Here is a 23,534-nt window from a genome sequence, read left to right as displayed (position 1 = left end):
GATATGAGGTATTGAATGACAAAGGAGCTGAGGATCGTGAATGGGTCCTTCACAGTGAAAAAGGTACTGAATAATAACGTATTAATTGCTTCTCATCATAAATACAGCGAAGTCGTTTTAATCGGAAAAGGTATTGGTTTCGGAAAAAAACAAGATGATGTCATTGAAGATAAAGGCTACGATAAAATGTTCATTTTAAAAGACGAGAAGGAACAAAAGCAGTTTAAAAAGCTCCTTGACTATGTTGATGAAAAGCTCGTTGATATTTCAAACGATGTCATCTATCACATAAGCAATAGGACTAATCACTCATTAAATGAACATATTCACATTGCGTTGACAGACCATATCGCATTTGCGATCAAAAGGCAGCAGCAGGGATTTGATATGAAAAATCCATTTTTAATGGAGACTCAGTCACTATATCCTGAGGAGTACCAAATTGCCAAAGAAGTCATAGATATGATCAATGAAAAAGCGGGAATCTGCCTTCCTGAAGGGGAGATTGGTTTTATCGCTCTGCATATCCATTCAGCGTTGACAAACCGTCCGCTGTCCGAGGTCAATCAGCACTCTCAGCTCATGGCGCAGCTTGTCGAGGTGATTGAAGACTCATTTCAAATGAAAGTAAATAAGGAAAGTGTCAACTATTTGCGGCTGATCAGGCATATCAGATTTACAATAGAAAGAATTAAAAAAGAAGAACCGACTAAAGAACCAGAAAAATTAATGTTGTTATTGAAAAATGAATATCCGCTATGCTACAATACAGCTTGGAAATTGATTAAAATCTTGCAGCAAACATTGAAGAAACCAGTTCATGAGGCGGAAGCGGTTTATCTGACGCTTCATCTGTACCGATTAACCAATAAAATTTCATAAATTCAGTTTATCCTTATAACGTGTTACTGATTCGATCAGGCATGAGTGATTGAGGGAAAAAAACGGGAAGCTCATTCTCGTTCTTTTGCGCACCCAATTTTGCTCATGCCTTTTTGTTGTGTAAAAGGGCAAATGTAAACGGTTAAACTGGAAGACTTACGCCTGTGAATTCGTTGTCATGATTTTTAGCTGTAAGGTCAGACTAGTAAAAAGAGGAGGTCAATTCTTATGTTTAAAGCATTATTCGGCGTTCTTCAAAAAATTGGGCGTGCGCTTATGCTTCCAGTTGCGATCCTTCCGGCTGCGGGTATTTTGCTTGCGATCGGGAATGCGATGCAAAATAAGGACATGATTCAGGTCCTGCATTTCTTGAGCAATGACAATGTTCAGCTTGTAGCAGGTGTGATGGAAAGCGCTGGGCAGATTGTTTTCGATAACCTTCCGCTTCTTTTCGCAGTAGGTGTAGCCATCGGGCTTGCCAACGGTGATGGAGTTGCAGGGATTGCAGCAATTATCGGTTATCTTGTAATGAATGTATCCATGAGTGCGGTTCTTCTTGCAAACGGAACCATTCCTTCGGATTCAGTTGAAAGAGCCAAGTTCTTTACGGAAAACCATCCTGCATATGTAAACATGCTTGGTATACCTACCCTGGCGACAGGGGTGTTCGGCGGTATTATCGTCGGTGTGTTAGCTGCATTATTGTTTAACAGATTTTACACAATTGAACTGCCGCAATACCTTGGTTTCTTTGCGGGTAAACGTTTCGTTCCAATTGTTACGTCAATTTCTGCACTGATTCTGGGTCTTATTATGTTAGTGATCTGGCCTCCGATCCAGCATGGATTGAATGCCTTTTCAACAGGATTAGTGGAAGCGAATCCAACCCTTGCTGCATTTATCTTCGGGGTGATTGAACGTTCGCTTATCCCATTCGGATTGCACCACATTTTCTATTCGCCGTTCTGGTATGAATTCTTCAGCTATAAGAGTGCAGCAGGAGAAATCATCCGCGGGGATCAGCGTATCTTTATGGCGCAGATTAAAGACGGCGTACAGTTAACGGCAGGTACGTTCATGACAGGTAAATATCCATTTATGATGTTCGGTCTGCCTGCTGCGGCGCTTGCCATTTATCATGAAGCAAAACCGCAAAACAAAAAACTCGTTGCAGGTATTATGGGTTCAGCGGCCTTGACATCCTTCTTAACGGGGATCACAGAGCCATTGGAATTTTCTTTCTTATTCGTTGCTCCAGTCCTGTTTGCGATTCACTGTTTGTTTGCGGGACTTTCATTCATGGTCATGCAGCTGTTGAATGTTAAGATTGGTATGACATTCTCCGGCGGTTTAATTGACTACTTCCTATTCGGTATTTTACCGAACCGGACGGCATGGTGGCTTGTCATCCCTGTCGGCTTAGGGTTAGCGGTCATTTACTACTTCGGATTCCGATTTGCCATCCGCAAATTTAATCTGAAAACACCTGGACGCGAGGATGCTGCGGAAGAAACAGCAGCACCTGGGAAAACAGGTGAAGCAGGGGATCTTCCTTATGAGATTCTGCAGGCAATGGGTGACCAGGAAAACATCAAACACCTTGATGCTTGTATCACTCGTCTGCGTGTGACTGTAAACGATCAGAAAAAGGTTGATAAAGACCGTCTGAAACAGCTTGGCGCTTCCGGAGTGCTGGAAGTCGGCAACAACATTCAGGCTATTTTCGGACCGCGTTCTGACGGGTTAAAAACACAAATGCAAGACATTATTGCGGGACGCAAGCCTAGACCTGAACCGAAAACATCTGCTCAAGAGGAAGTAGGACAGCAGGTTGAGGAAGTGATTGCAGAACCGCTGCAAAATGAAATCGGCGAGGAAGTTTTCGTTTCTCCGATTAGCGGGGAAATTCACCCGATTACGGATGTTCCTGACCAAGTCTTCTCAGGGAAAATGATGGGTGACGGTTTTGCGATTCTCCCTTCTGAAGGAATTGTCGTATCACCGGTTCGCGGAAAAATTCTAAATGTGTTCCCGACGAAACATGCGATCGGCCTGCAATCCGACGGCGGAAGAGAAATTTTAATCCACTTTGGTATTGATACCGTCAGCCTGAAGGGCGAAGGATTTACGTCTTTCGTATCAGAAGGAGACCGTGTTGAGCCTGGACAAAAACTTCTTGAAGTTGATCTGGATGCAGTCAAACCGAATGTCCCATCTCTCATGACACCGATTGTATTTACAAACCTTGCTGAAGGAGAAACAGTCAGCATTAAAGCAAGCGGTTCAGTCAACAGAGAACAAGAAGATATTGTGAAGATTGAAAAATAAGGGTGTTAGTACGCCGTGCTTGTCAGATGACAAGTACGGTTGTATGATATAATATTGTGAAGTAATTAAGCTTTAAGTTAAAAGGAGAATGATAAAAATGGCACAAAAAACATTTAAAGTAACTGCAGATTCTGGAATCCATGCTCGTCCTGCGACAGTTCTTGTACAAACTGCTAGCAAATACGACGCTGACGTTAATTTAGAATATAACGGCAAAACAGTTAACCTTAAATCTATTATGGGTGTTATGTCTTTAGGTATCGCTAAAGGCGCTGAGATCACAATCTCTGCTTCCGGAGCTGACGAAAACGATGCTCTTAACGCTTTAGAAGAAACAATGAAAAGCGAAGGACTCGGCGAGTAATGCAAGAATTAAAAGGGATTGGTGCTTCAGCCGGCATCGCGATTGCAAAAGCATACCGGCTTGAAGAGCCAGATTTAACGGTTGAAAAGAAAAACATCTCTGATTCTGAAGCGGAAGTAAGCCGTTTTGATGAAGCGATTGCACGTTCAAAAGAAGAGCTCGAAAAAATCAAAGAGCACGCTTTGAAAGAACTGGGTCAGGATAAAGCTGATATTTTTTCTGCTCACCTTTTAGTTCTCAGTGACCCTGAGCTTCTGAACCCTGTGAAAGAAAAAATCAGCACTGATTCAGTGAACGCTGAATTCGCTTTAAAAGAAACGTCTTCTATGTTCGTTACCATGTTTGAATCTATGGACAACGAATATATGAAAGAGCGTGCGGCAGATATCCGCGATGTAACAAAACGCGTAACCGGCCACCTGCTTGGCGTCGAAATTCCAAACCCAAGCATGATCTCAGAAGAGGTTATTATTGTAGCTGAAGACTTAACACCGTCTGACACAGCTCAATTAAACCGTGAGTTCGTAAAAGGATTCACTACTGATATCGGCGGACGCACATCTCACTCTGCCATCATGGCACGTTCTCTTGAGATTCCAGCAGTTGTTGGAACGAAAGCGGCTACAGGCACGATCCAAAACGGCGTGACTGTTATCGTTGACGGTATCAATGGCGATGTCATTATTGACCCATCTGCGGAAACTGTAAAAGAGTATGAAGAAAAACATAATGCTTATTTGGCTCAAAAAGCTGAGTGGGCGAAGCTTGTCAATGAACCGACTGTCTCAAAAGACGGACATCATGTAGAGCTTGCAGCGAACATCGGTACTCCTGATGATGTAAAAGGTGTTCTTGAAAACGGCGGAGAAGCAGTTGGCCTTTACCGTACAGAATTCCTTTACATGGGAAGAGATCAGCTGCCTACAGAAGATGAGCAGTTTGATGCTTACAAAACGGTTCTTGAGCGTATGGAAGGAAAATCAGTCGTCGTGCGGACACTTGATATCGGCGGAGACAAAGAGCTTCCTTACCTGCAGCTTCCTAAAGAAATGAACCCGTTCCTGGGATATAGAGCGATTCGTCTTTGCCTTGAAGAGCAAGAAATCTTCAGAACACAGCTTCGCGCGCTGCTTCGTGCAAGTACATACGGAAACTTGAAAATCATGTTCCCTATGATTGCGACAGTTAACGAATTCAAAGAAGCAAAAGCGATCCTTCTTGAAGAGAAAGAAAAGCTCGTAAAAGCGGGACAGGCTGTATCTGACGATATTGAAGTCGGAATGATGGTTGAGATTCCGTCAACTGCAGTCATCGCTGATCAGTTTGCTAAAGAGGTTGATTTCTTCAGTATCGGAACAAACGATTTGATCCAATACACAATGGCAGCTGACCGTATGAATGAACGTGTATCTTACCTGTATCAGCCATACAACCCGGCAATCCTTCGCTTAATTACACTGGTAATTGAAGCAGCACACAAAGAAGGAAAATGGGTTGGCATGTGCGGAGAAATGGCAGGAGACGAGATTGCGATTCCGATCCTTCTCGGCTTAGGCTTAGATGAGTTCTCAATGAGCGCAACGTCTATCCTTCCGGCAAGAACACAAATCAGCAAATTGTCTAAACAAGAAGCTGAGTCATTCAAAGAGAAAATCTTATCTATGAGCACGACAGAAGAAGTTGTCGCGTTCGTAAAAGAAACATTCAAGTAATGTACAAAAACCAGACGGCCTCCGGCCTGTCTGGTTTTTTTCATAAGTAAGGGTATAGAAGGACACAATAACATGGCTAGGAGGGATAGTATGTCAAACCAATTTAACGCAGGAGATACTGTTTATGTGATCTACAGAAATCCGCACGCCGCCAATGTAGCCCACATAAAGGAAGCCGAAATTGTGCACCATCCATACCATGAAGGCGAGCTTTCCCTGTTTATTTATGAAACCTATCATCCGTTCGCAGAGGACGATGCTGTGTTTGCAAGCTATGAAGAAGCTAAATCGCTTTACAAAGAACTCTTTGATATTGATCCGTATGAGTAACAAGGAAATCATTACAACTCATATCCTTTCCGCCTAGTGAGAAAAGTAACGTTAGTAAAGGAAAAGGATGTGGCATCATGCAGAACCCATTTGTTCCGCAGCTTGTATATATAGAACCGAGGGCGCTGGAATATCCGCTAGGCCAAGAATTACAAGATAAATTTGAGAATATGGGCATTGAAATCAGAGAAACAACATCCCACAATCAGGTGCGTAATATTCCTGGGAAAAATCATCTTCAGCAATATCGCAATGCGAAATCAACTTTAGTTATCGGTGTCCGGAAAACATTAAAGTTTGATTCATCCAAACCCTCGGCCGAATATGCCATTCCGTTTGCAACAGGCTGTATGGGGCATTGTCATTACTGCTACCTGCAAACAACCATGGGATCAAAGCCGTATATCAGAACTTATGTAAACGTCGAAGAGATTTTGGATCAGGCAGATAAGTATATGAAGGAGCGCGCACCAGAGTTCACAAGGTTCGAAGCATCATGTACGTCAGACATTGTAGGAATTGATCATCTGACACACACGCTGAAGCGCGCCATTGAACATTTTGGACAAAGCGAGCTCGGAAAGCTCCGATTTGTAACGAAATTTCATCATGTCGATCACCTATTAGACGCAAAGCATAACGGGAAAACGAGATTCAGATTCAGTATTAATGCCGACTATGTGATTAAAAACTTTGAGCCGGGAACTTCACCTCTTGATAAGCGGATAGAAGCGGCAGTAAAAGTTGCAAAAGCAGGCTACCCGCTAGGCTTTATTGTTGCTCCGATTTATATTCATGAAGGCTGGGAAGAAGGATACAGACATCTGTTTGAAAAGCTTGATGCTGCTTTGCCGCAGGACGTTAGACATGACATAACGTTTGAATTAATTCAACACCGTTTTACAAAACCGGCCAAACGAGTGATAGAGAAAAATTATCCGAAGACGAAGCTCGAATTAGATGAAGAAAAGCGCCGTTATAAATGGGGCCGTTACGGGATCGGAAAATATATTTATCAGAAAGACGAAGAGCATGCACTTCGAGAAGCACTTGAATCCTATATTGATACCTTTTTCCCTAACGCGAAAATTGAATATTTCACTTAAACGGGCTGTTGTGATCAACAGCTCTCTTTTTATAAAAAGGATTTTTCCATTCCATCAAAACACCGTAATTCAATGATTCTTTATCCTCTACATAATTGCTGACTACACGAATAGGTGAACGCCCGCAACGGAGGAGAAAGGACAGCACAGGGTCGTTTTTCCTGCCTTCCATCACATCTTCAACGTACTGAACAGCGCTGATCTCGTGTGCGTATTTATGATATAAAGGAATGCGGCCGCCGCCGAGAAGGCGCTCGAGTCTCTTATCAACAGTCAGCTCATACATCGTATTCATCAGCCATTTTCCGATTCCAAGCTTTCGATAATGAGGAGAAACAGAAATATCCACTACATATAAAGTATTTCCATGAGGTTCATGGTTTTTAATCGATCCGTTGTCTGTTGCTTGTGCCCATGTATGATCAGGAGATTCAGGCTCAAATTGTACAATAAGAGCAGTCATGGAACCGATAATTCTGCCATTGATGAGCGCGCATAAAGCGCCTTCTGGAAAGGTTTTGATATGGCTGGCAAGCTGGTCCTCTGACCACAGCAATTCCTGGGGAAACGGAGGAGGGAAACATTCTTTTTGAAGAGAAATCAGCCTCTCGATGTCAGTCTCAGTGTAGTTTCTGATGGTCAGAGCCTCAAATTTTCTGCCGTCATGCACATACATTTGTTTTAGTATGATCATCACTCTCCTTATGTTGTTTCATTATAACGAAGATTGAATTTTCAGTAAATATATTCCGATTTTCTTATAATTTATTTTTTGATTATTCATTTTTCAAACGAAAGGGCCGATATAGAAATTAGGAGGGGATTGGTTTGTTTAAAAAACTTCACATGAAGATTGCTGTTTTTGTTTCGATTATGTTAATCGTCACAGTTGTTCTTTTAATGCTGTCTTCTTATTTGACGCTAAAACCGATGATTACAGAGGATGGGAAAAATACAACTCAAAATGTGACGCAGTCACTTGAACAAAATATTGAATTGCAATTAAAGAGTTATGCCATTTCGTTATCAAGATTGGCTAATGGGGAATTAACGCATACATTTGTAACGAAACCAAGTAAAGAAGCTTCTCGGCTGTTTCACGATGACATTAAGCAAATCAAAGATAACGATGATTATGTTGCGATGGCTTACATAGGCACCGCCAAAAAAGAAATGTTTACATATCCAAAAGCGGATTTCGCTGAGGATTATGATCCAACATCAAGACCATGGTATAAGCTTGCAGCTGAAACCCCGGATCAAGTTGTTTGGACGGAACCTTATAAAGATGTCGTGACAGGAGACATGATTGTTACTGCATCGAAAGCGATCTTAGACGGGCAAAAAGTGATAGGGGTTGCCAGCTATGACTTGAAACTCTCTGCTATCCAGAGTATGGTCAATAAACAAAAGGTGCCTTACAAAGGATTTGCCTTTTTAGCTGATGCGAGCGGCAATCTTTTAGCCCATCCGTCAAATCAAGGAAAAAATATATCAAAGGATCAAACACTGCAAACCATCGCATCCGAGAAAAAAGGGATACAAGATGTGAATGGGAAAATGGTTGTGTACCAAACGATTGGCGAGACAGGCTGGAAGGTCGGAACGCAATTTGATACCGATCAATTAATGTGGATTTCAGATAAAATGAATCGGGCAAATCTTTGGATATCATTGCTTGCGCTTATCATAACAATTATTCTCAGCTACTTCCTGGCCAAAACGATAACCGGTCCGATACAGCAGCTGATCGCAAAAACGAAAGCTGTTTCCGCAGGCGATTTAACAGTGCGCGCGGAATCTAAATCCAAGGATGAAGTCGGTATTTTAACAAGAGACTTCAATCTGATGGTTGAAAATATGAAGGAGATGGTTGAGCAAGTGAGACTCTCTTCAGGGAAAGTATCTGACACCTCTGAACAATTAACGGCTGTCTCTGCCGAAACAAATGAAACAAGCGGACAAATTGCAAAAGCGATTGAAGAAGTAGCCGCAGGGGCATCGGAACAGGCTTCTGAAGTTGAAACCATTAATGAAAAATCGGAAAGCCTGTCAACGAAAATCAGGCAAATCGCTGAGGAGGCAGGCGGAATTAAAGAACGCTCAAAATCGTCCGAGGATGCAAGCTATAAAGGACTTGACGCGCTCGGCCAGCTTCTGATGAAATCAAACGAAGCCAATATGGAAACGAAAAAGGTTGAAACGATGCTGCTGGATTTGGAAAATCAAACTAAGAATATTGAAGAAGTCGTTACAGCGATTTCAAACATATCTGATCAAACCAATTTGCTTGCCTTAAATGCCAGTATTGAGGCAGCCAGAGCCGGAGAAAGCGGGCGCGGTTTTGCCGTCGTAGCCGATGAAGTGCGGAAGTTAGCTGAGCAATCAGCCCTTTCTACAAAGCATATCAGCGAGACTGTGAAGCTTATCCAGCTTGAGACAAAAGAGGCCTCTCACGCAATGGTTGAGGCAAGCAGAATGAATGATGAACAAAATAGTGCCATTCACGAAACTGGAGAGGTATTAAATACGATAACTGCAGAAATGCAGTCACTGGTACAAGGTATTGATCACATTTACGCGGAAATTCAAAGAATGAGTGAAGAACAGCTTGCGATATCTGAAGCTATTCAAAGCATTTCAGCCATATCACAGGAATCAGCTGCCGCAGCAGAGGAAGTGAACGCATCAACCGATGAACAGCTTGTCACCCTTGATAAAGTCAAACACTCAACGGAAACACTAAAACATGCAAGCCAAGAGCTTATGAACACAATTGCAAAATTCACATTGTAATCCAATTACATCCCCAAACATCATTTGTTTTGGGGATTTTTTATTTTATAAGATGAATAGATATGGTAGTCTAGAAAATGAAGGAAAAATGATAAATTTTAACTAAAATCTAAACGAAACATCTGGGAGGAATGACCTTGAAAAAAACAATTGGTTTTATCGGTCTTGGAGTAATGGGAAAAAGCATGGCATCACATATTCTGAATGACGGCCACCCTGTTTTGGTGTACACCCGGACAAAAGAAAAAGCAGAAAGCATACTTCAAAAAGGCGCGATCTGGAAAGATACGGTCAAAGATCTTTCGAAAGAAGCGGATGTTATCATCACAATGGTCGGCTATCCCAGTGATGTTGAAGAAGTGTATTTCGGAAGCAATGGAATTATTGAAAACGCAAAAGAAGGCGCATATCTTATTGATATGACGACATCTAAGCCTTCGCTTGCGAAGAAGATTGCTGAAGCGGCCAAAGAAAAAGCATTGTTCGCTTTAGACGCTCCTGTTTCCGGTGGAGACGTCGGTGCACAAAACGGAACACTCGCGATTATGGTCGGTGGAGAAAAAGAAGCTTTTGAAGCCTGCATGCCGATTTTCTCTTTAATGGGAGAGAATATTCAGTATCAAGGACCGGCTGGAAGCGGACAGCATACCAAGATGTGCAATCAGATTGCAATTGCAGCCGGTATGATCGGTGTTGCTGAAGCGATGGCTTATGCTCAAAAATCAGGCCTAGAGCCGGAAAATGTTCTGAAAAGCATCACAACGGGCGCAGCCGGAAGCTGGTCATTGTCAAATCTTGCTCCCCGTATGCTGCAAGGCAACTTTGAACCGGGATTTTATGTGAAGCATTTTATTAAGGATATGGGAATTGCACTAGAGGAAGCAGAATTAATGGGGGAAGAAATGCCAGGCTTGTCGCTCGCAAAATCCTTATATGACAAGCTAGCTGCTCAAGGTGAAGAAAACAGCGGAACACAGAGTATATATAAGCTTTGGGTGAAATAAAAAGACTGCTTGTATCCTGCAGGCAACCATCAGGCTGTCGTGAAAATCTCGACAGCCTTTTTTTGGACTATAAGTGCGTAAAAGAGAAAAATACCACTTGTTTTAAATAATTGACAAAAAGGAGACAGTATTTTACTGTTGCCTTAACGAAAAACGAAAGGGTGAAAATAAGAACATGATTCTATAATTCTAGCTTTAAGAAAGAATCAATAGCTTAACCTATACATTCAACATCAGTGACTATTTTTCTGATGATCTGAATGGCTTATTTGTTTTGTTTATTGATTTATTCTCTGAGATAGGATTATGGGGTAATGTTCTTATTACTAAAGCGGCTTTGGAGTGAAGTCGATTTAGCATTGCCTCCTATCTCAGAAAAGTGAGTATAGGAGGCTTTTTTTGTAGATTATTATTGATGGGGGTATTGATATGAAGCTTGAACAGCAAGAAATAAATATTTTACATTCTGATTCTGGTCCATACGGGATAGCCATTTCACCCGAAGGAAAGGTATGGTTTACTCAACATAAAGCTAACAAGATCAGCTGTCTTGATAAGACGGGCCAAATTCAAGAGTATATTGTTCCGACACCTGATGCTGGAGTCATGTGTTTAACGGTGTCTTCAAAAGGTGATATTTGGTTTACAGAAAATAGGGCTAATAAGATAGGGAAACTGACAGCAAAACGGCAATTTATAGAATATCCATTGCCGCATCAACATTCAGCCCCATATGGGATTACGGAAGGTCCAGGCGGAGATATCTGGTTTACTGAGATGAATGGAAATCGTATAGGTAAATTGACATCAGAGGGCAAAATTCATGAATACGAACTGCCTAATGAAGGATCGTACCCTTCTTTTATTACGTTGGGTTCAGATCACTCACTTTGGTTCACTGAAAACCAGAATAATGCTATCGGCAAAATAACTGAATCAGGTGAGTTAACGGAGTTTCCAATTCCTACACCAGCAGCAGGACCAGTAGGCATTACAAAAGGGCATGATGATGCACTTTGGTTTGTAGAGATAATGGGTAATAAGATAGGTAAGATTACGGTTTCCGGTGAAATAACTGAATATGATATCCCTACATCAAATGCACGACCTCACGCTATCGCTGCAGGTGTAAAATCTGATTTATGGTTTACCGAATGGGGGGGGAATAAAATCGGAAGGCTGACAAGTGATCAAACAATTGAGGAATATACAATCAACACACCTCATGCTGAGCCTCATGGAATAGGATGCGATAATGATGGCACAGTTTGGTTTGCATTAGAATGTAACAAAATAGGGAAATTAAAATTAACTAAATAATGGGAAATGAGCTCCTTTGCACCTCATGCGAAACCCTAAGTTGCTCAACCTGACTCAAAAATTTCTCCTTTATTATAAAAAGTCAAATCTATCAATGGCATAAATCTATTGCAGCAGCTTTGCTATTGAAGGTGAAAGAAAAACGGATTTAGTGAACAAGTTCCCCTCACAGCCGGGTGAAGAAGACTGCCTTAACTTAACCTTGCTTGGCTGGGGGTCTGGCAGCTTTTTTCTGTTTCTCCATACATTTAGATGAATACAACAAAAAAGCTTGTAGAAAAAACATGGTTTTCTCTACAAGCTGAAGATTACCTGTATCGTACAGGGAATTTTTTTATTATTTTCCGATGAATTGTTGTGTCCAGATGCTTCCAGACTCAACGTAGCCAACACCGATGTGAGTAAAGTTAGGGTTTAGAATGTTTTTTCTGTGTCCTTCACTGTTCATCCAAGCTTTTACTACTTCTTCTGGTGTCTTTTGGCCCTTCGCAATGTTTTCACCTGCTGTTTTGTAGCTGATTCCGAAAGATTTCATCATATCAAACGGTGAGCCGTATGTTGGGCTTTGGTGATCAAAGTAGTTTTTGTCCTTCATATCCTGAGATTTTGCGCGTGCAGATTTGCTTAACGTTTCATCAATTTGAAGCGGCTTTAATCCTTGTTTTTGTCTTTCTGCATTTGTAAGTTCAACAACTTTTTTCTCATATGCACTTACAGATGAAGGTGCAGATGTTGTTGTGTTTGTTTTTTCAGCAGTTGCAGGTGCTTTAGAAGCAGTGTTTTGATCAGCAGCTGCTTTTTCAGTAGTCTTTTGTGCAGGTTTTGCCGTTTCTGTCTTTTGAACATCCTGAACTTTCACGTTAGATTGCTTCGCATGTTTTTGAAGAAGCTGCTTAATCTCTTTTTCGTTTGCAGCGTTTAACGTTTTGATATTTGTGTTAATATGCAGTTTTTTCACTGCATCGTTAAGTGACATGTTTTGTACTGTGTTCCCCGTTTTTACTGTAACCACAGGCTGGCAGGAGAGTTCTTTCGCTGATGCTTGCTGTACGCCCCCGAATGTGAATAATCCAACCGCAGCGGCAGCAGATAAAATAAATGCTTTCTTCATTAGTTCGTAACCTCCTAGAGTTGTTTGTTTCTACAGAAAAATCATAACATAGCTTTTTTGTCATAAAGGTTCCAGCACTTTCCTTTGACAAATAGAGATTGTCATTTTCGTAAAGTAAATCCGTTGAATCACTAAGAATAAGGGAATCAGCGGTATATATGATTTTATCGTACCGTTACATATCTTCCTTTTTTTTGAACCGTTAGTTATATTTTAATGTGTTTTTATATTGACAGCTTTTTTTACTCCTTTTCGCTGTAACAACTATTACAAAGGTGTTACAATTAATCTCAGTATATGTAAATATATTGAATGATTTGAGAGGGGTAACCAGAAGTGACTGAAATAGGACGTGAACCAAAGAAAAAGAGCAAAGGAAACAGAGCAATCAGAATGAACCTTTTTTTCCTAGCTGTCTTTGTTCTATTCACTGCATTAATTTTTAAGCTCGGGGTTGTTCAAATTGTTGAAGGCGAACAGCATGAAGAAGACGCTGAGAAATCAAATGCAAAAACAGCTTACTATCCTGCGCCTCGCGGGAAGATGTACGACAGAAACCAGAAAGTTGCTGTCGACAACCAGAGCGTTCCAGAAATTGTGTATGTATCAACATCTAGCACAAAAACAGAAGATAAAATCAAAACAGCGAAGCGGCTTGCTTCTTTCATTCATATTGATACTGAATTTTTGAAGGAAAGGGATCTTCGTGATTACTGGATCGCAGCTCATCCGAAAAAAGCCGCCGCTCTGCTTAAGGAATCAGAAAGCAATCTGAAAGGAGACCAGGCTTACAAGCTTCAAATAGAGCGTGTTCCGGATCAAGAATTAAAGGCTATTCAGCAAGATGACGAAGAAATGGAAACTGCTGCGATATATACAAGGTTTTCAAGCGGAAATGCTTACGAACCTCAAATCGTAAAGGCAATGAATCCAAATAAGAGCAATAGCAATGGAAAAAACGGAGCGCTGCTTGATGAGAAGAAAAACTCCTCGCAAAGACCAAAAAATGACTTAACATATGATGAAATTTCCATTGTTTCTGAGCATTTAGAAGAACTTCCGGGAATCGATATCGTAAACGATTGGACACGAAAATATCCTTATGACAAAACCCTTTATTCTGTTTTCGGGGGCGTCACGACACCTGATCAGGGCCTGCTGAGCGACCGGAAAGATTTCTACTTAACAAGAGGCTATGCGAATAATGACAGGGTGGGAAAAAGTTATTTAGAGTATCAATATGAAGAATATTTAAATTCGCATAAAGAAAAAGTGGAATACGTAGAAGATAATAAAGGAAATGTCGTCAGCCAAAAAACCATTGATAAAGGCAGCAGGGGATACGATCTTCAGCTTGCTTTTGACATGGAGCTTCAGGCAAAGGTAGAAAAGATCATTGAAGAAGAAGTAAGAAACAGCCGTGCACGCGGAAATTACATGCTTGACAGAGCCTTTGCCGTGATGATGGACCCGAATAACGGCGATATTTTATCGATGGCAGGGAAAAAGATAGATTTAAAAACCAACAAAATTGAAGATTATGCGATAGGGGCATTTACCACCCAATATGAAATGGGATCAGCAGTAAAGGGGGCCACCGTGCTAGCCGGCTATCAGGACGGGATCCCGCATTATAAATATTTTGTTGATACACCTCTTTATTTAGCAGGATACGGTAACAAACCGAAGAAATCCTACATGAACATGGGAACCATCAATGAATTAACCGCTCTTCAAAAAAGTTCAAACGTATATATGTTTAATGTTGCCATGCACATTGCCGGTGTCACATACAAGCCGTATGGACCTCTTCCTGCTGACCAGAAGGATTTAAACAAAATGAGAAATTACTACAGCCAATTTGGCCTGGGAGTAAAGACAGGTATTGATCTTCCGCAGGAATCAGCCGGAATGCAAACTACACCTGATGCGGTAGGGGGGTTAATTTTAGACTTGGCCATTGGACAATACGATACATATACACCGCTTCAAATGGCACAGTACATCTCATCAATTGCCAATGGGGGGTACCGCATTCAGCCAAGAATTGTTACAAGTGTTCATGAGCCCAGCAAAAAAGAAGGCCTTGGGAAGACCATTGAACAAAGAAAGCCAAACATTCTCAACAAAATTAACAACTCAGAAAGTGACATTCAGCAGGTGAAGACTGGAATGAAGCTAGTTACCACTTCGGGAACAGCTAGAAATACGTTTGCAGAGGATGTTTCCGGAAAAACAGGAACTGCTCAAACATTTTATTACGGAACAAATCGTAATTGGTGGGGAAAAAGCACGTACAATCTAACATTTGTCGGCTATTATCCATCAAAAAATCCAAAAGTAGCATTCAGTGTTGTTGTCCCTTCTGTAGCGAACGACCACGACCCGATCAACAAACTCATTGCCAAAAGAGCTATCCACGCCTACGCAGAGCTCGAAAAAAAACACAGTAAAAAATAAAAAACAGGGTGCACAACGAAAAGATTGTGTGCCCTTTCTTTTATTCAAAAATTGACGTTCACCATAAGAATAGAAGGAGAATACTCATTTTCTAGCGAATCATACTAGGTAAAAGTCAATCTGTATATGTCGAAACACGATGATCATGCAAAGGAGGGATTCTGTGGAACAGGATACGCAGCATGTTAAACCACTTCAAACAAAAACCGATATTCATGCAGTCTTGGCCTCTAATGGACGCATCATTTATATATCTGCCAACTCCAAACTGCATTTGGGCTATCTCCAAGGAGAGATGATCGGATCATTCCTCAAAACGTTTCTGCATGAGGAAGACCAATTTTTGGTTGAAAGCTATTTTTATAATGAACATCATCTGATGCCGTGCACCTTTCGTTTTATTAAAAAAGATCATACGATTGTGTGGGTGGAGGCTGCGGTAGAAATTGTTACGACAAGAGCTGAGCGGACAGAACGGGAAATCATTTTGAAAATGAAGGTTCTTGAAGAAGAAACAGGCCATCAATCCCTAAACTGCGAAAAACATGAAATCGAACCTGCAAGCCCGGAATCGACTACATATATAACGGATGATTATGAACGGTTGGTTGAAAATCTCCCGAGTCCGCTATGCATCAGTGTCAAAGGCAAGATCGTCTATGTAAACAGCGCGATGCTCTCAATGCTGGGAGCAAAAAGCAAGGATGCTATTATTGGTAAATGGTCCTATGAATTTATTGAAGAAGAATATCATGATATCGTGAAAAACAGGATTATACGAATGCAAAAAGGAATGGAAGTCGGAATGATTGAACAGACGTGGAAAAGGCTTGATGGCACACCTGTTCATTTAGAAGTGAAAGCATCCCCGACCGTCTACAAAAAACAGCAGGCTGAGCTGCTGCTGCTGATCGATATCTCTTCAAGGAAAAAATTCCAAACCATCCTGCAAAAAAGCCGTGAACGATATCAGCTGCTGATTCAAAATTCCATTGATACCATTGCGGTGATTCACAATGGAAAATGGGTGTTTATGAATGAATCGGGAATTTCCCTGTTTGAAGCGGCTACCTATGAGGACTTAATTGGCAAAAACATATACGATCAGCTGCATCCTTGCGATCACGAGGATGTAAAAGAGAGAATCCAAAATATCGCCGAGCAAAAAACAGAATCTGAAATTGTCAAGCAATCCTGGTTCACCTTTCAGAACAGGGTCATCTATACGGAGATGGTCTGCATTCCGACGACCTTTTTTGGTGAAGCGGCCGTCCAGGTCATTCTTCGGGACATCTCAGAGAGAAAACAAACAGAAGAATTGATGCTGAAATCGGAAAAATTATCAATCGCAGGGCAGCTCGCGGCGGGAATCGCCCATGAGATCCGCAACCCTCTTACAGCGATCAAAGGATTTTTACAGCTGATGAAACCGACAATGGAAGGCAACGAACATTACTTTGATATTGTGTTTTCTGAACTCAGCCGTATCGAATTAATACTCAGTGAATTGCTCATGCTGGCGAAACCTCAGCAAAATGCTGTCAAAGAATATTTGAACTTGAAAAAATTAATTGGTGAGGTTTCAGCCCTGTTAGAAACGCAGGCGAATTTAAATGGCATTTTTATCAGAACAAGTTATGAAAAAGACAGCATTTATATAAACGGGGATCAAAACCAATTAAAGCAGGTATTCATTAATTTAATCAAAAATGCAGTTGAATCAATGCCTGATGGGGGAACAGTAGACATTATCATAACCGAAGATGAGCATTCTGTTCATGTTACTGTCAAAGACGAAGGGGAAGGTATACCTGAAAAGGTACTAAACCGGATTGGAGAGCCATTTTTAACAACAAAAGAAAAAGGTACGGGGCTTGGATTAATGGTGACATTTAATATCATTGAAAACCATCAGGGAGTTATACATGTGGACAGCCATCCTGAAAAAGGCACAGCGTTTAAAATTTCATTTCCAAAAAAATAAAACAACGGCTTAAACGCCGTTGTTTATCGTCTGCATTGCTTCACGTTTTTTTAATACAAATAATTCTAAACGGTCCAGGCCTTCTCTCAGTGTGTCCAGCGAGTACGCAAAAGACAATCTTACATATCCTTCACCATATGTTGAGAACGAGCTGCCCGGCACGAGTGCCACACCAGCGTCTTCCAAAAGAGCCATACTAAAATCAAATGAAGTCATTCCAAATGATTTAATAGAAGGGAAGATATAAAACGCACCGGACGGTTTAACTACGTCAAGTCCCATGGAAACAAGACGGTCATAAACATAGTCCAGACGTTTTTTGTATTGTTCTCTCATAATCAATGCATCGTCAAAGCCGTTTGTGACAGCTTCAAGCGCGGCTTTTTGAGAAATGGATGAGGCGCACGACACATTGTATTGATGAACCTTTAAAATGTGCTTTGCAATGTCTTTCGGTGCGAATAAAAATCCAATTCTCCAACCGGTCATGCTGTGTGATTTTGACAAGCCGTTAATGACAATTGTTTGATCCCGCAAATGGTTTGCGATGGAGTAATGCGGTCTGTCATATGTTAATTCACTGTATATTTCATCAGACAATACGAAGACATTTCTGCCTTTTAAAAGGGCTGCGATGCTTTTCAGTTCTTCTTCAGATAAAGTCACGCCGGTAGGATTTGACGGATAAGGAAGCACGACACACTTGGTGTTGGGTGTCAGAGCATCTTCAATCAGCCGGGCGGTAAGCTTAAAGCCGTGTGACGTAGTATCAACAATGACAGGCTTGGCCCCGCACAAATTGATAATAGGTTCATAGCCTGGATAAATAGGCCCTGGCATAATGACTTCATCACCGGGAGATAAAATCGTCCGGAATGCAGCATCAATGGCTTGGCTTGCGCCTGTTGTGATGATAATTTCAGATTCAGCATCATAGTTGAAATCCGCTTTTTTCTTCATATAAAGCTGCACAGCTTGTCTCAGCTCCAGGTAGCCGGCATTCGGAGTATATGACGTCACGTTTTCATCAATGGCTTTTTTTGCGGCAGCTTTCACATGATGCGGTGTGAAAAAATCAGGCTGGCCGATTGTAAGTGAAATGACGTCTTCGTGTTGGGCTACAAGATTCGAGAATTTGCGTATTCCTGAAATTTCGATCTCTCTTGCTTTCGGATTCAGCAAATGTTCCATAATTCATCACCTTAACAAATATAATGAGTTTATCCTATTTTACCACTAGCTGATCATTTGTCACCTTTTTAACTGATATATTTCGATTGTATGCGCCTTTTTTCTAAACATACCTTTCTTTTCAGAAAAAAAGAAGACAACCAGCGATTTGATTGTCTTTATTGTAACATGTTCTATTATTGTTTATATGTGCCAATTTCATTAATAGCCATAATCAAAATGAAGGTCTTCGTGCCAAATCAGATACTGAGGATGCTCTTCTTGAAGGTCAGCTGATTCTTTCTTCATATTCAGGTAAGTTTCTTCACTGATATCCTCTAAAACAGTCATTTCGTTTTCTTTAAATATTACTAAGGTACCCATTATTTACACCCTTCTTTGGAAAAATCCTTGACTATTTTATCACTGTTAGTTGGAAAGTCAATGGTTATTAGGAAAAAAGTTTCTTTTTTGAGGAACGCGGCTTGTTGCCTTCGGAATTCGATTTTGAAGAGCTGCCATTCACTTTTTACAAATTACGCCGATATATACAGTACAATACTGAATGCGAATAGCGAGGGATTGAATTGTCGTTACAACAATACGAAATTTTATTGGATTCTGGTACAAATGAATTAGAAATTGTGAAGTTTGGCGTGGGTGAAAATGCTTTCGGAATTAACGTCATGAAGGTAAGAGAAATTATTCAGCCTGTCGAGGTGACATCAGTGCCTCACTCCCATCAGCATGTAGAAGGAATGATTAAACTCAGAGGAGAAATCCTCCCTGTGATCAGTCTCTTCTCATTTTTTGGAGTAGAGCCTGAAGGATCAAAAGATGAGAAATATATCGTGACTGAATTTAATAAACGGAAAATTGTTTTTCATGTCGGCTCTGTTTCTCAAATTCACAGAGTATCCTGGGAAGCGATTGAAAAGCCGACATCGTTAAATCAAGGAATGGAGCGGCACCTTACCGGGATTATTAAGCTCGAAGACCTGATGATCTTTTTGCCTGACTATGAAAAAATTATTTATGACATTGAATCAGATTCAGGTGTTGACACGTATAATATGCATACCGAGGGCTTCGATGAAAGAAGAACTGATAAAAAGCTAATCATTGTAGAGGACTCACCGCTTTTGATGCGCCTCTTGCAGGATGAATTAAAAGAAGCAGGGTACAACAATATCGCTTCGTTTGAAAATGGAAAAGAGGCATATGAATACATTATGAACCTTGCTGAAAACGAAACTGATTTATCAGAACAGATTGATATGATCATCACTGATATTGAAATGCCAAAAATGGACGGACACAGGCTCACAAAGCTGCTGAAGGAAAATCCGAAAAGCTCAGATGTGCCGGTTATGATTTTCTCATCGTTAATTACGGATGATCTGCGTCACCGCGGCGAAGTTGTAGGCGCAGATGAGCAAATCAGCAAGCCTGAGATCAGTGATTTGATTAAAAAAGTGGATACGTATGTTATTGAATAAATAAAAACAGCCGTTGCCAGAAAGAGGCACGGCTGTTTTTATTTTAAAAGTAACTCTCGCCAAGTTTTTTAAAGACCGGTTTATGGTAAGCTGGCTGCTGGCGATTTGGCACTAGCGGCTTTTCTTTCATGCCGACATATTCTTGCAATAGGTGTTTCGCTTTTGTTAAAGACATTTGAGCTTTAGGATTTCGGTACGATTGATTAAGTGTACCTAAATGCGGAAGATGTTCGAAGTCTTCTTTAGTTGGAGGCATGTGAAAATAGTAGTCTCCGATTGAGATAAGCACGTCCGATTGCTGTTGGCTGAACCTTGGATTTTTTGAAAAATGAAGCCCTATTTTCTTTCCTTTACCTTCTTTGACAAGCTTTTGCAAAGCCCGTTTTTTCAGCAGATATAGGTATTTAGGGTTGGGGGCGGTTTTTGCATGGCGGTTCACAGTGTAAACTGCTTTTGAAAGATTTTCTACGGTTGGCTGCAGATCTTTCGCATATGCATGGTCGTCCATTATTTCTCTCCTTTGCTCTTATCAATTTCTATATGTTTAGATTATACTTTTTTAAAGTTGAAATGCAAATATTGAATGTAAAAATGCGCTTTTTTCTAAGAAAAAAAGCGCATTTTTAACCTGCATTATACAGATCTTGCCTTCTTTTTCGGCTGTTCTTGAAATGCTTCCTGAACATTTACTTCCACAGCCTGAGCACTGTATTTTGGCAGTGCAATAAAATAAAAAATAAAAACGAGCAGGATAATAACACCCATGCCGTAATAAAGATAATCAATGTTTGAAACAAACTTAGGGAATAACAGTGCGACTAAGCCAAGTGTCAAAGACTGTGCAAACATCATAAAAGGGTCCTGCATGCCGCTTACACGTCCCATCAGTTTTGGATGAACAATTTTGGGCATCCACCCTCCGATTGCAATGTTGATCGGTCCGATGCACATTCCCAGTGCAAAAGCTGCCGCGTAATACACCCATAAAATATTGGTGTAGCCGAGGACGAAGATCAGCAAACCTGCAATGAAAATCGGTATCGACATTAAAAAGTGCGGCTTCACTTTTTTAGAGATGATCGTGCCGATTACGCTGCCTGCCAGCAGCCCAAACCCGAGTGCGATCGTAAATACAGACGTATGCCACTCATAACGGTCAGGCGCCAATCCATATTTCATTGTAAACATCGGCAATACGGCGAATCCTCCATTGACAAATCCAAAAATGAAGAAGCCAAAAATAAGAGATGCCAGCAATTTGTTTTTTAAAATATAGAGGATGCCTTCTCTAAAGTCATTTATTGAATCCTTAACAGAAGTCTTTCTCCAGCTGAATGCACCGTTTGGCTGTCGGGCTTCTTTTGGAATCCGGCAGCTGCGGATCAGCAGCCCGGAAATGATAAAGCTGACAAAATCAAGAATAATGGCGCCTTCAATACCGATGCTGTTGTACATAAACGCGCCTATACCGACTCCAAACACCATAAAAATGCTAAAAAGCATCTGATTAAGCCCTGCCGCTTTCGCATAATGCTCCTTCGGCAGAATGGCTTGTACCAAACTGTTTTCTGCCGGAAAGAAAAACTTTGTTACAGCGCTTCTGATAAATAAGATACAAAAAACAAGAGGAATATTGCCGGTAAATAAAGTGAAAAAAAGCACGACAGTCAGGCCTGCTCTGATCCAATCACAATTTTCTGCCACCTTTTTTCTGTCAAACCGGTCCGCGACGACTCCCACGATCAGAAATACAAATATGGTCGGAAGAGAATACATCAGCTCCGCCAAGGTCGTATATGAAGGCTGGCTGCTGAATCGGTCCAGCAAAAAAAAAGCAAAGGCCATGTTGCCTACTGTCGTGCCCATTTGAGAAGCGAGTGCTGCGAAAAATAGACGAACAAAATTACGATTTTTAAATATATCCATAAAAACGCTCCTTACCCTAAAGGTCCCACTTTATCATATTATAAACCGCCTGTTTTTGAAACAAATAAGAAAACATTACCGGTTAATCGTGACTCTTGTTCCGTTTGGCACAATTGAAGCAAGTTCGATCACGTCTTTGTTATGCATGCGAATGCAGCCTTTAGAAACAGCCTTACCAATCGAAGCGGGATTATTCGTCCCATGTATTCCGTAGTGCTGCTTTGAAAGGCTCAACCAATAAGCGCCAAATGGGCCGCCGGGATTGCGCTGGCGGTTAATAATGTAAAACTCGCCAGTAGGCGTTTGCGTTAGTATTTTACCAACGGCGATGGGATAGGTTTTCATTACCCGATTATTTAGGAACAGCGTAAGGGTCTTCGCTCCGATTGAGACTGCGATATGATACGGAATTGTATAAGGGTCAGGCAGTCCGGGGATGACTATGGACTGTCCCGCTGTGAGCCCTGCCTGCAGTGACGGATTAGCCTGGAGTAATGCAGCCGTGCTGATTCTGAAATCAGCCGCGATGCTGTTCAGTGTATCACCTTGCTTCACCTGGTACGTAAGCAGTTTCCTCATCCTCCTTTTTTACTTATAAGTATTGATGAGGAGCCCATCCTGCTACATTAATTTGTGCTTTTTAAGGTGAAGACAGTGATTTCAGGCTTGGCCAGAAACCGCAAAGGCAGCCTGGTCATCCCGAGGCCTCGGTTTACGTAAATATGAGTGCTGCCCGTTTGATACATTCCCTCTGTGTAGACTTTTCCATATGGAGGCGTAATAATCGGTCCGTAAAAAGGCAGCTGAATCTGGCCGCCGTGTGTATGGCCGGAAAGCTGAAGGTTCACGGGATAATCTGTTGTTTTCAAGGCCGCATCAGGTTCATGGACGAGAAGAATGGAAAAAAGTCTGTCGCTCAGCCTTGAAAGGGTGCCTTCATAATCTGGGTTTCCCAGCATTAAGTCATCAAGCGAAGCAATTTCGATTTTGCTGCCATCTGCGAGTGACAATGTTTGATAGCCATTGCGATATACCGTGAAACCTCCGGCCGTCATCAGGCTTTTGTAAACGGCAGTTCCATAGCCTCCGTGATCATGATTGCCGTAAATACAAAGCTTGCCGAAGGGAGCATTAAGCTTTCTCAATAATGGAATGACTGCCTGGTGGTGCTGGTACGTATCAGGATTATCGATAATATCACCTGTAAAAACAATGAGATCAGGTTTAGATTCATTAATTGTAAGAATGACAGTTTTTAAATCTTCGAGAGTAAAGTAATCACTCAAGTGTGCATCGCTGAACTGCACGATTTTAAAACCGTCAAATCCGTGCGGGATGAGAGAGCTTTTTATTGTGTGTTCGGTTGTCTCGATCATATGCGGCTCGAGATACCTGGCATAGCCATATCCCCCGCCGGCCGTTAAAGCCCCGGCAGCAAGAGCGCCGAACATTCCTTTTAGAAATTGTCTTCTGGACATCTTTTTCATTTCAAACCAACCTTTAATAGAGTTTTTCTATTATATCATCTGTATCTGATAAAAA

At 41.3% G+C, this 23,534-nt stretch carries 20 protein-coding genes; 12 read left to right on the top strand and 8 right to left on the bottom strand.

What is annotated here, in order from left to right; translation table 11 throughout:
• Positions 1–15 precede the first annotated feature (15 nt).
• The 6 genes from glcT (at position 16) to splB (ending at position 6,722) form a co-directional block, all read left to right on the top strand.
• Positions 16–882 carry a glucose PTS transporter transcription antiterminator GlcT gene (gene glcT, locus ACZ07B_RS09170; RefSeq protein ID WP_003218635.1) on the top strand — a complete coding sequence of 289 codons (867 nt, stop codon included), beginning with the start codon at positions 16–18 and terminating at the stop codon, positions 880–882.
• 228 nt (positions 883–1,110) lie between these two features.
• On the top strand, positions 1,111–3,210 hold the full coding sequence (gene ptsG / locus ACZ07B_RS09165) for a PTS glucose transporter subunit IIABC (protein WP_029727001.1): 2,100 nt from the start codon (positions 1,111–1,113) through the stop codon (positions 3,208–3,210).
• A gap of 97 nt (positions 3,211–3,307) precedes the next feature.
• On the top strand, positions 3,308–3,574 hold the full coding sequence (locus ACZ07B_RS09160) for a phosphocarrier protein HPr (protein WP_003154654.1): 267 nt from the start codon (positions 3,308–3,310) through the stop codon (positions 3,572–3,574).
• Entirely contained in the window at positions 3,574–5,286 is a 1,713-nt protein-coding gene (gene ptsP / locus ACZ07B_RS09155; RefSeq protein WP_003218638.1) for a phosphoenolpyruvate--protein phosphotransferase, read from the top strand. The genes ACZ07B_RS09160 and ptsP overlap by 1 nt, the downstream gene beginning before the upstream one ends.
• A 90-nt stretch (positions 5,287–5,376) precedes the next feature.
• The gene (gene splA / locus ACZ07B_RS09150) at positions 5,377–5,616 is read left to right on the top strand and encodes a splAB operon transcriptional regulator SplA (protein WP_003218644.1); all 240 of its coding nucleotides are present in this window, start codon (positions 5,377–5,379) and stop codon (positions 5,614–5,616) included.
• Between the two features lie 77 nt (positions 5,617–5,693).
• A complete protein-coding gene (gene splB / locus ACZ07B_RS09145) occupies positions 5,694–6,722 on the top strand; it encodes a spore photoproduct lyase (protein WP_464877115.1) in 1,029 nt (342 codons plus the stop codon).
• Here the strand turns inward: splB and ACZ07B_RS09140 are convergent.
• Positions 6,715–7,416 (bottom strand): GNAT family N-acetyltransferase, encoded by a 702-nt coding sequence (locus tag ACZ07B_RS09140; RefSeq protein WP_024571337.1) that lies wholly within the window; start codon positions 7,414–7,416, stop codon positions 6,715–6,717. The two genes, splB and ACZ07B_RS09140, sit on opposite strands and share 8 nt — an antisense overlap.
• 134 nt (positions 7,417–7,550) lie before the next feature.
• On the opposite strand from ACZ07B_RS09140, the gene mcpC reads away from it, so the two are divergent.
• The 3 genes from mcpC (at position 7,551) to ACZ07B_RS09125 (ending at position 11,842) form a co-directional block, all read left to right on the top strand.
• Positions 7,551–9,518 (top strand): methyl-accepting chemotaxis protein McpC, encoded by a 1,968-nt coding sequence (gene mcpC / locus ACZ07B_RS09135; protein ID WP_464877114.1) that lies wholly within the window; start codon positions 7,551–7,553, stop codon positions 9,516–9,518.
• Positions 9,519–9,655: 137 nt separating this feature from the next.
• Positions 9,656–10,522, top strand: a complete 867-nt coding sequence (locus ACZ07B_RS09130) for an NAD(P)-dependent oxidoreductase (protein WP_015715802.1) — start codon at positions 9,656–9,658, stop codon at positions 10,520–10,522.
• Between the two features lie 429 nt (positions 10,523–10,951).
• Positions 10,952–11,842 carry a Vgb family protein gene (locus ACZ07B_RS09125; protein ID WP_464877113.1) on the top strand — a complete coding sequence of 297 codons (891 nt, stop codon included), beginning with the start codon at positions 10,952–10,954 and terminating at the stop codon, positions 11,840–11,842.
• Between the two features lie 337 nt (positions 11,843–12,179).
• Here ACZ07B_RS09125 and ACZ07B_RS09120 read toward each other — a convergent pair whose 3' ends face one another.
• Positions 12,180–12,953, bottom strand: a complete 774-nt coding sequence (locus tag ACZ07B_RS09120) for a CAP domain-containing protein (protein ID WP_024573418.1) — start codon at positions 12,951–12,953, stop codon at positions 12,180–12,182.
• A 336-nt stretch (positions 12,954–13,289) separates the two neighbouring features.
• On the opposite strand from ACZ07B_RS09120, the gene ACZ07B_RS09115 reads away from it, so the two are divergent.
• Both ACZ07B_RS09115 and kinA read left to right on the top strand, forming a co-directional pair.
• Positions 13,290–15,413 carry a peptidoglycan D,D-transpeptidase FtsI family protein gene (locus tag ACZ07B_RS09115; protein ID WP_464877112.1) on the top strand — a complete coding sequence of 708 codons (2,124 nt, stop codon included), beginning with the start codon at positions 13,290–13,292 and terminating at the stop codon, positions 15,411–15,413.
• A gap of 163 nt (positions 15,414–15,576) precedes the next feature.
• Positions 15,577–17,397 carry a sporulation histidine kinase KinA gene (kinA, locus tag ACZ07B_RS09110; protein ID WP_014476652.1) on the top strand — a complete coding sequence of 607 codons (1,821 nt, stop codon included), beginning with the start codon at positions 15,577–15,579 and terminating at the stop codon, positions 17,395–17,397.
• 9 nt (positions 17,398–17,406) lie between these two features.
• Here the strand turns inward: kinA and ACZ07B_RS09105 are convergent, their stop codons facing one another.
• A complete protein-coding gene (locus ACZ07B_RS09105) occupies positions 17,407–18,588 on the bottom strand; it encodes an aminotransferase A (protein WP_014476653.1) in 1,182 nt (393 codons plus the stop codon).
• Between the two features lie 201 nt (positions 18,589–18,789).
• Positions 18,790–18,951, bottom strand: coding sequence for a hypothetical protein (locus ACZ07B_RS09100; RefSeq protein ID WP_130572300.1), 162 nt, complete (start codon positions 18,949–18,951; stop codon positions 18,790–18,792).
• A gap of 203 nt (positions 18,952–19,154) precedes the next feature.
• On the opposite strand from ACZ07B_RS09100, the gene cheV reads away from it, so the two are divergent.
• Positions 19,155–20,066 carry a chemotaxis protein CheV gene (cheV, locus tag ACZ07B_RS09095; protein ID WP_014476655.1) on the top strand — a complete coding sequence of 304 codons (912 nt, stop codon included), beginning with the start codon at positions 19,155–19,157 and terminating at the stop codon, positions 20,064–20,066.
• A 43-nt stretch (positions 20,067–20,109) separates the two neighbouring features.
• On the opposite strand, the gene ACZ07B_RS09090 is transcribed toward cheV, so the two are convergent.
• The 4 genes from ACZ07B_RS09090 to ACZ07B_RS09075 form a co-directional block, all read right to left on the bottom strand.
• Complete coding sequence (locus ACZ07B_RS09090) at positions 20,110–20,574, bottom strand: YkyB family protein (RefSeq protein WP_086343783.1); 465 nt, start codon at positions 20,572–20,574, stop codon at positions 20,110–20,112.
• A gap of 125 nt (positions 20,575–20,699) precedes the next feature.
• Positions 20,700–21,992 (bottom strand): MFS transporter, encoded by a 1,293-nt coding sequence (locus ACZ07B_RS09085; protein ID WP_464877111.1) that lies wholly within the window; start codon positions 21,990–21,992, stop codon positions 20,700–20,702.
• A gap of 75 nt (positions 21,993–22,067) precedes the next feature.
• Complete coding sequence (locus ACZ07B_RS09080) at positions 22,068–22,562, bottom strand: L,D-transpeptidase family protein (RefSeq protein WP_072174092.1); 495 nt, start codon at positions 22,560–22,562, stop codon at positions 22,068–22,070.
• Positions 22,563–22,618: 56 nt separating this feature from the next.
• Complete coding sequence (locus tag ACZ07B_RS09075; RefSeq protein ID WP_003232400.1) at positions 22,619–23,479, bottom strand: metallophosphoesterase; 861 nt, start codon at positions 23,477–23,479, stop codon at positions 22,619–22,621.
• Positions 23,480–23,534 lie beyond the last annotated feature (55 nt).

It is taken from the genome of Bacillus sp. 9.4 (genome assembly GCF_055486415.1).
This window is presented reverse-complemented; position numbering and strand designations above follow the sequence as displayed.

Excerpts from the sequence above, each read along its gene's own strand:
- ACZ07B_RS09075 (WP_003232400.1), bottom strand. The coding sequence starts at position 23,479 with ATGAAAAAGATGTCCAGAAGACAATTTCTAAAAGGAATGTTCGGCGCT.
- ACZ07B_RS09105 (WP_014476653.1), bottom strand. The coding sequence starts at position 18,588 with ATGGAACATTTGCTGAATCCGAAAGCAAGAGAGATCGAAATTTCAGGA.
- ACZ07B_RS09140 (WP_024571337.1), bottom strand. The coding sequence starts at position 7,416 with ATGATCATACTAAAACAAATGTATGTGCATGACGGCAGAAAATTTGAG.
- splA (WP_003218644.1), top strand. The coding sequence starts at position 5,377 with ATGTCAAACCAATTTAACGCAGGAGATACTGTTTATGTGATCTACAGA.
- ACZ07B_RS09160 (WP_003154654.1), top strand. The coding sequence starts at position 3,308 with ATGGCACAAAAAACATTTAAAGTAACTGCAGATTCTGGAATCCATGCT.
- ptsG (WP_029727001.1), top strand. The coding sequence starts at position 1,111 with ATGTTTAAAGCATTATTCGGCGTTCTTCAAAAAATTGGGCGTGCGCTT.
- glcT (WP_003218635.1), top strand. The coding sequence starts at position 16 with ATGACAAAGGAGCTGAGGATCGTGAATGGGTCCTTCACAGTGAAAAAG.
- ACZ07B_RS09090 (WP_086343783.1), bottom strand. The coding sequence starts at position 20,574 with ATGGACGACCATGCATATGCGAAAGATCTGCAGCCAACCGTAGAAAAT.
- ACZ07B_RS09100 (WP_130572300.1), bottom strand. The coding sequence starts at position 18,951 with ATGGGTACCTTAGTAATATTTAAAGAAAACGAAATGACTGTTTTAGAG.
- ACZ07B_RS09085 (WP_464877111.1), bottom strand. The coding sequence starts at position 21,992 with ATGGATATATTTAAAAATCGTAATTTTGTTCGTCTATTTTTCGCAGCA.
- splB (WP_464877115.1), top strand. The coding sequence starts at position 5,694 with ATGCAGAACCCATTTGTTCCGCAGCTTGTATATATAGAACCGAGGGCG.
- ptsP (WP_003218638.1), top strand. The coding sequence starts at position 3,574 with ATGCAAGAATTAAAAGGGATTGGTGCTTCAGCCGGCATCGCGATTGCA.
- ACZ07B_RS09120 (WP_024573418.1), bottom strand. The coding sequence starts at position 12,953 with ATGAAGAAAGCATTTATTTTATCTGCTGCCGCTGCGGTTGGATTATTC.
- ACZ07B_RS09125 (WP_464877113.1), top strand. The coding sequence starts at position 10,952 with ATGAAGCTTGAACAGCAAGAAATAAATATTTTACATTCTGATTCTGGT.